At 63.2% G+C, this 7296-nt stretch carries 9 protein-coding genes; all 9 read left to right on the top strand.

What is annotated here, in order from left to right:
- The first annotated feature begins 4 nt into the window (after window positions 1-4).
- Window positions 5-2422, top strand: coding sequence for a DUF3141 domain-containing protein (locus IC232_RS18070; RefSeq protein ID WP_190846373.1), 2418 nt, complete (start codon window positions 5-7; stop codon window positions 2420-2422).
- Window positions 2419-3225: an enoyl-ACP reductase FabI gene (gene fabI, locus IC232_RS18075; protein WP_190846374.1), complete on the top strand. Its 807-nt coding sequence runs from the start codon at window positions 2419-2421 to the stop codon at window positions 3223-3225. Before IC232_RS18070 ends, fabI begins: the two co-directional genes overlap by 4 nt.
- A 41-nt stretch (window positions 3226-3266) precedes the next feature.
- Window positions 3267-3533, top strand: a complete 267-nt coding sequence (locus tag IC232_RS18080) for a hypothetical protein (protein ID WP_190846375.1) — start codon at window positions 3267-3269, stop codon at window positions 3531-3533.
- A 23-nt stretch (window positions 3534-3556) separates the two neighbouring features.
- Window positions 3557-4672 carry an AI-2E family transporter gene (locus IC232_RS18085; protein ID WP_190846376.1) on the top strand — a complete coding sequence of 372 codons (1116 nt, stop codon included), beginning with the start codon at window positions 3557-3559 and terminating at the stop codon, window positions 4670-4672.
- Window positions 4673-4699: 27 nt separating this feature from the next.
- A complete protein-coding gene (locus tag IC232_RS18090; protein WP_190846377.1) occupies window positions 4700-4945 on the top strand; it encodes a hypothetical protein in 246 nt (81 codons plus the stop codon).
- Window positions 4942-5412: a hypothetical protein gene (locus IC232_RS18095; protein WP_190846378.1), complete on the top strand. Its 471-nt coding sequence runs from the start codon at window positions 4942-4944 to the stop codon at window positions 5410-5412. The genes IC232_RS18090 and IC232_RS18095 overlap by 4 nt, the downstream gene beginning before the upstream one ends.
- Window positions 5405-6640: an HlyD family secretion protein gene (locus tag IC232_RS18100; protein WP_190846379.1), complete on the top strand. Its 1236-nt coding sequence runs from the start codon at window positions 5405-5407 to the stop codon at window positions 6638-6640. Before IC232_RS18095 ends, IC232_RS18100 begins: the two co-directional genes overlap by 8 nt.
- 99 nt (window positions 6641-6739) lie before the next feature.
- Window positions 6740-7066 carry a phasin family protein gene (locus IC232_RS18105; RefSeq protein WP_190846380.1) on the top strand — a complete coding sequence of 109 codons (327 nt, stop codon included), beginning with the start codon at window positions 6740-6742 and terminating at the stop codon, window positions 7064-7066.
- 61 nt (window positions 7067-7127) lie between these two features.
- Window positions 7128-7296, top strand: a 169-nt coding sequence (locus IC232_RS18110) for an IS630 transposase-related protein (protein ID WP_190846381.1), incomplete at its 3' end; no start/stop codon positions are given.

Here is a 7296-nt window from a genome sequence, read left to right on the forward strand (position 1 = left end):
TGCAATGGCACAGGTCGAACCGAGAACTGAGCGGAGCCAGGATGGTGTTCAAGCACGGCTGACGGAGGTCACCCGTGCCCAGGTGAAAGTCGCCGAAGTTTATCAGGAGCGATGCACAGGTGCGGTTCAGCGCTACGTTGATGCGGTGAAGGCTGCGAGCGCTCCATGGCAGGAACGGACTGCCCACCCGATGGGGCCGCTTGATCTCTGGCGCGATGCCAGTGCCTACTGGCTCGACTTCACGCAGCGTTCGATCCTGTTCTGGGACACGCTGCGCCAGCGCGGCAACAACTGGCTCGAGCACGAGAAGGCCGGCAAGCCGCCGCTGCTGGATTTCGACTGGGAGATGGTCGCGGACGCCCGCACGTTCGAGCGGCCCGCTAACTATGCCCTCGTCCAGATCACCCCGCCGGATGGCATCAAGACCGACCCGGCGAACCGCCCCTTCGTCGTCATCGATCCGCGCGCCGGCCACGGTCCCGGCATCGGTGGCTTCAAGCAGGACTCGCAGGTCGGGGTGGCGCTCAAGGCCGGGCACCCGGTCTACTGCGTAATCTTCTTTCCCGAACCGGAGCCCGGGCAGACGCTCGCCGATGTGTCCCGCGCAGAGGCCGAGTTCCTTCGCATCGTTGGCGAGCGTCATCCAAAGACGCGCAAGCCGGTCGTAGTTGGCAATTGTCAGGGCGGCTGGGCCTCCATGCTCCTCGGCGCCCTTGAACCGGATCTCGTCGGTCCCATCGTCATCAATGGGGCGCCGATGTCGTACTGGGCCGGCAATGATGGCGAGAACCCGATGCGCTATGCCGGCGGCATGCTCGGCGGCACCTGGCCAGCGCTCTTGGCCAGTGACCTGGGCGCCGGCACGTTCGATGGCGCCTACCTCGTCGAGAACTTCGAGTCCCTCAATCCCGCCAACACGTATTTCGACAAGTACTACAACCTCTTTTCCAAGATCGACACCGAACCGGAGCGCTTCCTGGAATTCGAGCGCTGGTGGGGCGGCTTCTTCCTGATGGGTCGCCAGGAGATCAAGTGGATCGTCGAGAACCTGTTCGTGGGTAACAACCTCGCGGACGGTGACGCCGAGTGGTCCGAGGGCTGCGCCTTCGACCTGCGTGCGATCCAGTCGCCGATCATCCTGTTCGCGTCGCTCGGCGACAACATCACGCCGCCGCAGCAGGCGTTCAACTGGGTGGCCGACCTTTACCCGACCACGGAGGCCCTCAAGGCAAACGGACAAGTGATCGTCGGCCTGATGCACAAGAGCGTCGGCCATCTCGGCATCTTCGTCTCGGGTGCTGTCGCCAAGCGCGAGCACACCCAGATTGTCGACCTGATCGAGTACATCGAGCATCTGCCGCCGGGCCTCTATGGCATGCAGTTCGAGGAGACGAAAACGAACGGCAGCGTGCATTACGACGTGCTGCTGACCGAACGGCGGGTCGAGGACCTCCAGATCCTGCAGAAATACGGTCGCAAGGACGAGGGGCCGTTCAAGGTGGTCGAGAAGACTTCGGAGACCCTCGCTTCCGCCTACGAGTCATTCGTGCATCCGTTCGTGGCCCCGATGGTTACCCCGGCGGCCGCCAAGACCGCCAGGGCGCTCAATCCGCAGCGGGCGCAACGCTGGGCGGTGTCGGATCTCAATCCCTTCCTGTGGCCGCTTAAGGGCATGGCCGACATGACGCGCGCGAACCGCGCGCCGCGTGACAACGAAGGCCCGATGGCGGCAATGGAGCACTGGATGGCCGCCGTCACCTCCGCCTCCTGGGACTTATATCGCGACCTGCGCGATGCGTCGGTTGAGAACACCTTCTTCCGCATCTACGGCCCGGCCAGCGTCGGTATGGCCGGGGAGGATGAGGGAGGTGTCGCGGATGAGCCGAGCGGCATGCGGAATGCTCCGCTGGTCAAGGAGGCGCTGACGCATATCGAGGACGGTGACCGGACAAAGGGAATGGTCCGGGCGGCGCTCCTGTTGATGAAGGCCGGCACGGGGCGACGGAGGCTCTCGGCCATGAAGCGGGCACGGGACCTCGTCGGCAAGGACATCGGCCTCCTCGACATGTCCATGGAGGCCGCTCGCGGGATCATTCGCGAGCAATCCTACATCGTCGATCTGGAGCCGGTGAAGGCGCTCATGGCGCTTCCCAAGCTTCTGCGGACGCCCGATGACCGGCGCGGGCTGCTCGATCTGCTCGACCGCGTGGAAAGACGCATCGAGGCCAACGACAAGCAGGTCACCTTACTGGGCGAGATCCGGCGCCTCCTCGCCGAAGACGGTGATGGAGATGGCGCAACGGGCGAGCCGATCACCGTGACGTCGGTCAAAAACCCGCCAGAAGTTCGCCCAGAAACGATGGTCAAGCAGGGTTCCAACCGTCGCTCCGGCGGCACCCGACGCACGAGGGCAACTCCATGAACGATCAAGCGACCGACCCGACCCGAACGGCCATTCAGTCGAAGATTCTGCACGGCAAGCGGGCTCTCGTTATCGGCATCGCCAACGCGGATTCGATTGCCTATGGCTGCGCCCGGATCTTTCGCCAGCTCGGGGCCGATCTCGCGGTCACGTATCTCAACGAGAAGGCAAAGCCCTATGTCGAGCCGCTGGCTAGAGAGCTCGGTGCCTCGGTCTTCGTGCCCTGCGACGTCGCGCAGGGCGGCCAGCTTGAGGCTGTGTTCGAACAGATCCGCGGGACCTGGGGCAGCCTCGACATCGCGCTCCATTCCATCGCGTTCGCGCCGAAGGAGGAGTTGCAGGGGCGGCTCGTCGACAGTTCCAGTGAGGCGTTCAAGGTGGCGATGGACATCTCCTGCCATTCCTTCATCCGCATGGCGCGGCTCGCCGAGCCGTTGATGCGCGATGGCGGAACGCTTCTGGCGATGAGCTATCACGGCGCCAACAAGGTCGTCCCAAACTACAACCTCATGGGTCCGGTGAAGGCAGCACTGGAGAGTGCTGTGCGCTACCTCGCCTATGAGCTGGGCGACAAGCACATCCGGGTGCACGCCGTGTCGCCCGGTCCGCTGAAGACGCGGGCGGCCTCCGGCCTCAAGGATTTCGACGTTCTTCTGTCTGAGGCGGTCGATCGGGCGCCCATCGGGGAGTTGGTCGACATCGAGGACGTCGGTCTCACGGCAGCCTATCTTACGACTCCGTTCGCGCGACGGCTCACCGGGACGACCACCTATGTCGATGGCGGGCTCAGCATCATGGCATGACGCTGAGCCAACGCGTGAACAGTGACCAACAGGAGGTTCTGATGACTTCCATTTACTTGTCGTTGAGCGGACTTGCCGCTCTTTCAGTTTCAACTCTTCTCGTGGTTGGAACCGCTGTGGCGCAAGTGCCCGATCGGCAATCCTCGCCTGATCGCTCCAAGGTTCGACAGCAGACTCTGTCGCCCGTTCAGCAGCAGGTTGGTCTGCAGGCGGATGCGCGCAAAAGCAGCTCGGACGCCGACAGAAAGGTCCGCGAGATGGACCGCCGCCTTAACCGCACCCTGCGCAGTGTTTGCAGCGGGTGTTAGCGGCAGCCCAAAAGGAGAAAACCGTGCGTTCTGTGGATCCACGTGAGGCCGTGAATTCCTGGGAGGAGGCTGCCTCCCAAGACGCATCCTATGTGGAGAAGGCGCTCGGTCTCATCCTGCTTCTGGTCCTGGCCGTCGGCTGCATCTTCGTCCTCAAGCCGTTCCTGACGGCCATCTTTCTTGCCGTCACTCTGTGTGTCTCCACATGGCCCCTGTTCCGGAGGGCGGAGCAACTGCTGGGAGGTCGGCAGACGGTCGCGGCCCTGATCATGACTCTAGCCATAACCGGCTTGCTCGTGCTCCCGCTCGTCGCGCTTGGATCGAACCTAGCGGATGACGTGGTCCGGCTTAATGCTGCGGTCCACTCCGCCATCGAGCGCGGCCTGCCGCCGCCCGGCTGGCTCGGGCGTGTGCCCCTGATGGGAGACGAGGCGGAGCGGATGTGGCTTCAGGTATCCCAGCAGGGTGTGGGGCTGGGACCTGTTTTCGCACCCTATGCGGAGCCAGTGCGGGAATGGGCACTGCATCAAGGAGCATCGCTTCTCTCGGGCACGCTTCAGGTCGTCTTCGGCATCATCCTGGCTTTCTTCCTCTACCGCGACGGGACCTGTGTCGATCATCGCCTTGACTGGGCGATGTCCCGCCTGGGTGGCTGGCGGGCCCGGCACGTGCTCAAGGCAGCCGGGGCGACCATCAAGGGCGTCGTCAACGGAGTCCTCGGTACTGCCTTGGCTCAGGGCATCCTGCTCGGCTTCTGCTTCTGGCTGGCCGGAGTTCCCGGCGCGGTCGTGCTTGGAGCCTTGGGCGTGGTGCTGAGCCTTGTGCCAATGGGCCTGCTGCTGCTTTGGCTGCCCGCAGGCCTGTGGCTGATGTCTGACGGTCACACGGGATGGGCCGTGTTCGTGATGGCTTGGAACGGCCTCTTCGTCGGAAACCTCGACAACATTCTGCGACCCTATCTTATCAGCCGCGGCGTCAGGATGCCGATGGTGCTGATCTTTCTGGGTGTGCTCGGCGGGCTTCTGGCGTTCGGGATTGTTGGGGTTTTCCTCGGCCCCGTCCTGCTCGCGGTCGCCCACACGCTTTTCCAGGACTGGGGACGGGCCAGTGAAACTGAAACCGCGCTCGGACCTGCCTGACTGACCGCAATGTGGAGAGAAAAGACCATGGACATTTCCGTTTCGAAGAAGCCCGATCCTCTGCCGCTCATCGTTGGGATGCTTGGGGACAAGGTGGCCGTCGAGGCCGGGTTGAGCAGCGACATCGCTGTAGCCCTCGCGATTCTGGGCGTCGATCAGGTGCTGGCTGCCATCGAGGCCGAACTCGGCATATCGCCTGAACTGGTTGCCACGCGTGGTGCGGGGACGATCACTGATCGTGTCCAGGCATCTTTAATGGGAGAGACGGTATGACTGCGTCACTTCACCCGGCGGCCCCCCATCACCTGCCGATGTTCATCACCGAGCCCGGTGCGAGCGACATTCTCATGATCGTCATGGCGGTGTTTCTGGTGATCGCCGTGCTGGCGTTCGGCATCCTGTTCCTGCGCCTGCACACCCTACCCGAGCGAATGGCGCACAAGAGCCATAAATTGCAGTTCGAGATTGTCGCTGTGCTGGGCCTGCTGGCGCTTTTCACGCACATGCACATCTTCTGGGTGGCAGGGTTACTGCTCGCCCTGATCGACATTCCCGACTTTGGAACCCCGCTCCGCAGGATCGCGGGATCACTTGAGAGGATCGCCGGCATCGCCCCTGGCAAAGGCGCCGAGAAGGTGCCGGATGAAACCAGTGCTGGCGTTGTGCCGGACGAAGCTACGGCCGACGTGCCGAAGACCATCCCTCTGCCCCGGATGCCAAAGGAGCGAACCCATGCTTGAGCTTCTTCTCTGTTCGCTGCTGACGATCCTTCCCGACTATCTCTACCGCCGGTACGCCCAGGGCAAGCGCTTCGGCAAGGAGATCACGCTCTTCTCGGTCTGGTTCGAGTTGCGGTGGGGCATCATCGCCTGCCTTATGCTGACCGTGGGTCTCATCACGGTGATCTTCTACAATCACCCGGCGACGACAAACGTGACGGCAATGTTCAGGACTGTTCCAATCCTTCCCGAAACCAATGGGCGTGTCGCCGAGGTCTATGTTGACGGTGTGAGCGGCGGGATTACACAAGGCGCGCCGATCTTCCGGCTCGACAGCTCGAAGCAGGAGGCAGCCGCCGAGACGGCTCGCCGAAAGATCGCCGAGAGCAATGCGGCAATGGTGGTCGCGCGGGCTGCCATCTTGGAGGCCGAAGGCAAGATCGTGGAGGCCAGGAGTTCCTATCAGCAGGCGGTGGATGAGCTCGAAACCAAACAGGAGATCTTTCGGCGCAATCCGGGCGCCGTCGCCACGCGGGACATCGAGAAACTCAAAGTCGCCGTGGAGGGCCGCCAAGGCACCATTGATGCTGCCACTGCGGCCAAACAGGCAGCCGAAATGCAGATATCCGCACTCCTCCCGGCCCAAAGGGCCAGCGCCGAGGCGGAATTGGCCCAGGCACAAGTGGATCTGGACAAGACGATCGTTCGGGCCGGCGTAGCCGGTCGGGTCGAGCAGTTCACGCTGCGGGTCGGCGACATTGTCAACCCGCTGATGCGCCCGGCCGGGATCCTGATCCCGGAGGGTGCCGGACAGGGACGCCTGCAAGCCGGCTTTCCGCAAGTCGAGGCGCAGATCATGAAAGTCGGCATGGCAGCCGAGGTCACCTGCGCCTCAAAGCCCTGGACGGTCATTCCGATGGTGGTGACCGGGATACAGGACTACATCGCCGCTGGCCAGTTCCGCGGAGGCGAGCAACTGGTCGATGCACAGCAAGTGACGCGCCCGGGAACCATCCTGGTGTTCCTGGAGCCTCTCTACGAGGGCGGGCTCGCAGGTGTTGCGCCTGGGAGCAGCTGCATCGCCAATGCCTATACCAGCAACCACGACCTGATCGCCTCGGGCCAAGTCGGCACTCTGAAGGGGCTGGTTCTTCATGGGGTGGATGCTGTCGGGCTCGTGCACGCCATGCTTCTGCGAATCCAGGCGCTGCTGTATCCTATCCAGACCCTCGTGCTCGGCGGGCACTGACATCAGGATCAGACGGCGGATTTCGTATCCGCCGCTCGGGGGAGGGGACGGTGCGTCCCTTCCAGTCTGAAGACGAATTCTTCCAGAGGAGGATGATCCATGGCCACCATGTCGAAGAGTTCAGGAACGACCGACACGCTACGGAGCGGTGCCGGATTCGCCTTGTCAGGCGATAGCAGCCGCGCCCTGGCAAATGCCACGGAAACGTGGCTCACCGCAGCCACCGAAGGTCAGCGCGAGATGATGAGCTTCGTGTCCATGCGCCTTGAGAAGGACGCCGAGACGACCCGCGCGATGGTGGGATGCAAGAACCTCGCGGATGTGACGACCATCCAATCCCGCTGGATCGAGGAAACCCTCCGCGACTACAATTCCGAGATGGCCAAGCTGATGACCATCTACACTAGAGCATCGGACCGGAACTAGGACTCTACGGCTTCTGCGCGGGCTGGAGTTGTGATTCACTGCCTGGAACGGGAGGTGGATCATGGGTCATTGCTATTCTCTCGATCTTCGGGTGCGGGTGGCTGACTTTGTCGAGGCAGGCCATTCCTGTCGGGCAGCCGCCGAGCACTTTGCCGTCAGCGAGAGCTTCGCCATCAAGCTGGTGCGGCGAACGCGGGACACCGGCTCGCCGGCACCAGCCCGCCAAGGCC

The sequence above is a fragment of the Microvirga sp. genome, from assembly GCF_014699075.1.
Lineage (GTDB): Bacteria > Pseudomonadota > Alphaproteobacteria > Rhizobiales > Beijerinckiaceae > Microvirga.